This is a genomic window from Psychrobacter sp. AOP5-GZ1-6 (assembly GCF_052376345.1).
In the GTDB taxonomy this organism is placed as follows: domain Bacteria; phylum Pseudomonadota; class Gammaproteobacteria; order Pseudomonadales; family Moraxellaceae; genus Psychrobacter.
This window is the reverse complement of record NZ_JBQSVP010000229.1, coordinates 1-1,975: the sequence shown is the minus strand read 5'-3', so window position 1 is coordinate 1,975 and position 1,975 is coordinate 1. Positions and strand designations below refer to the sequence as shown.

General features: G+C 41.6%; 2 protein-coding genes. One reads left to right on the top strand and one right to left on the bottom strand.

The genetic code is table 11. The features are described 5' to 3' along the window. On the top strand, positions 1–319 hold a 319-nt coding region (locus tag ACT3RN_RS15295), incomplete at its 5' end, for a LysE/ArgO family amino acid transporter (RefSeq protein ID WP_444518797.1). 215 nt (positions 320–534) lie between these two features. Here the strand turns inward: ACT3RN_RS15295 and ACT3RN_RS15290 are convergent. Beyond that, on the bottom strand, positions 535–1,917 hold the full coding sequence (locus ACT3RN_RS15290; protein WP_192519252.1) for an NAD(P)-binding domain-containing protein: 1,383 nt from the start codon (positions 1,915–1,917) through the stop codon (positions 535–537). Between the last annotated feature and the right edge of the window lie 58 nt (positions 1,918–1,975).

Sequence of the window (1,975 nt, the reverse complement as noted above, 5' to 3'; positions counted from 1 at the left end):
CTCACATGCATTAACAGTGGATGGTCAAGCCGTTACCAGCTTAAAAAAAGCACTGTTATTGTGTTTTGGCTTTACGTGGCTCAATCCACACGTCTATCTAGATACATTGGTACTCGTTGGCATGGTTTCAACAGGTGCTAGTAGCAAACTGGCATTTGGTGTGGGTGCCGTCAGTGCATCGTTCTGTTTCTTTTTTGCCTTAGGTTATGCTGCACGACTGCTTCGACCATTATTTTCCCAACCAAAAGCATGGAATATACTCGACGGATTGGTCGGCATACTGATGCTGTACTTAGCGTGGCACTTATATAATAGTTAATATAGTCAATCCTCTATAAATTGGATACGGTGTCAGGCTTGCTTAGTCTACGAGTTGTAGTATTTTCACTCGCCTTCCTTGTATCCAAATTATATTGAACCGACTATGGTTAATATGGCCGCTATATATACCATTCACAAAAAAAGCCAAACACGCTGAAACGTATTTGGCTTTTATCTTTTTAGACAATAATCATTGTTAACGATGCTACTTATTTACGACGCTTTTTTACGATTTTTGGGCTTCACAAGCGACATATTCAAAAAGTGCTCAAGCGAATCATCAAGCACATCCAACCACGGCTCTGGTAATTCAGGGGATAACGTACCCGTCAATGTCGAACGATAACCTTTTTCTCTAAAGGTCATGATATTGTCGGTTTTGTCTATTTGCCATTCTTTTAAGATATCACCCTGCTTTTCTACCGCAAACTCTGGGTAATCTGTTGCATTGGTCAAATCACGAATATAGGCGGCTTGAAAGTCAATGGAATCGCTAACCGTCGCGCACTTAGCATACGTTGCCACCCATTCTTGCTCGTCTGCTGTACGTGTCGCCAAATCAGGTATTTTAATATCACCCATAATCACATCACGGGCATACCACGCTTGTGCATCAAACATATTAAAGGTGAAATACTGATCCTGCATACCCAAATAAATAAGCTTTGGATTGGGCTGCCAAAAGATACCTTTATATAAATTCTTAGGATACAAGCAATTATGCGTTTGCAGACGTAGCTCATCTGGCATAAACGGGAAATGGAACAAATACCCTGTACACATAATAATGGCGTCAAATTTTTGGCTCGTGCCATCGGCAAAGTGCGCCACATCATCTTCAAAATGAGTCACTAAAGGCACTTCCTTAATACCATCAGGCCAATCGTAACCTAAAGCTTGGGTCCGATAGCTGATAGTGACTGATTTGGTGCCGTATTTATAACACTGCGTACCGATATCTTCGGCTGAATAACTGCTACCAATCAGTAAAATATCTTCGTCTTTGAATTCCAATGCGTCACGGAAATCATGCGCATGGAGGATGCGACCTGGGAAAGTTTCCAAACCTTGAAAATACGGCATGTTTGGCGTTGAGAAATGACCAGTCGCTACCACGACATAATCAAACTCTTCGACCTCTTGCTCATTGGTTTTATGGTTCATCACTGTCACAGTGAATTTTTGCGTGTCATTGTCAAATGCTACCCAACGTACAGGGCACTCAAAGCGAATATATTTTTGGATGTCTTGCTTGTCGATACGACCCATGATGTAGTCTTTTAGCACTTCACGTGGTGGGTATGAAGGGATGGCTTCACCAAAGTGTTCATCAAATGAATAATCTGCAAATTCTAAGCACTCTTTTGGGCCATTCGACCACAAATAGCGGTACATACTGCCGTGAACAGGCTCACCGTTTCTGTCTAAACCGGTACGCCAACTATAATTCCACATACCGCCGATGGCATTTTGCTTTTCATAACAAACTATCTCAGGTAAGTTTTCAGCACCAGCCAATCGGGCCGCTTCGAAAGCGCGTAATTGTGCTAAGCCACTTGGACCTGCGCCTAAAATAGCAATTCTTTTATTACTCAAAGTTAGCTCCTATAGTATTAATTGTCTTTATAATCTAACATATTTTTATAGGTGATGT